Origin of the sequence: Sulfitobacter sp. CW3, from assembly GCF_019392245.1 — a bacterium.
Taxonomy (GTDB): domain Bacteria; phylum Pseudomonadota; class Alphaproteobacteria; order Rhodobacterales; family Rhodobacteraceae; genus Sulfitobacter.
Genome location: NZ_JAHXRL010000120.1, coordinates 1 through 281, shown reverse-complemented (window position 1 = coordinate 281; position 281 = coordinate 1). Strand labels below are relative to the sequence as shown.

The following is a 281-nucleotide window of genomic DNA, read 5'->3' as shown; positions in this document are numbered from 1 at the left end:
ACAGGCCTCGCGCCGCCGAGGAGCCGTTCACCCTGGCGCCGCCCGCCACCGATCACGGCACGATGCCGAACCTGAAATGGTCCTTCGCGGACAGCCACATGCGGCTGGAGGAGGGCGGCTGGGCGCGCCAGACCACGATCCGCGAGCTGCCGGTCTCCAAGGCCATGGCGGGGGTCAACATGCGGCTCAAGGCCGGCGCGGTCCGCGAGATGCACTGGCACAAGGAAGCCGAGTGGGCCTACATGATCAAGGGCAAGGCCCGGATCACCGCGGTCGACCAG

1 protein-coding gene is annotated in these 281 nt (G+C 69.8%); it reads left to right on the top strand.

What is annotated here, in order from left to right; all coding sequences use genetic code 11:
• The coding region (locus tag KZZ06_RS20445; protein WP_306664533.1) for a cupin domain-containing protein at positions 1-281 on the top strand (281 nt) is incomplete at both ends.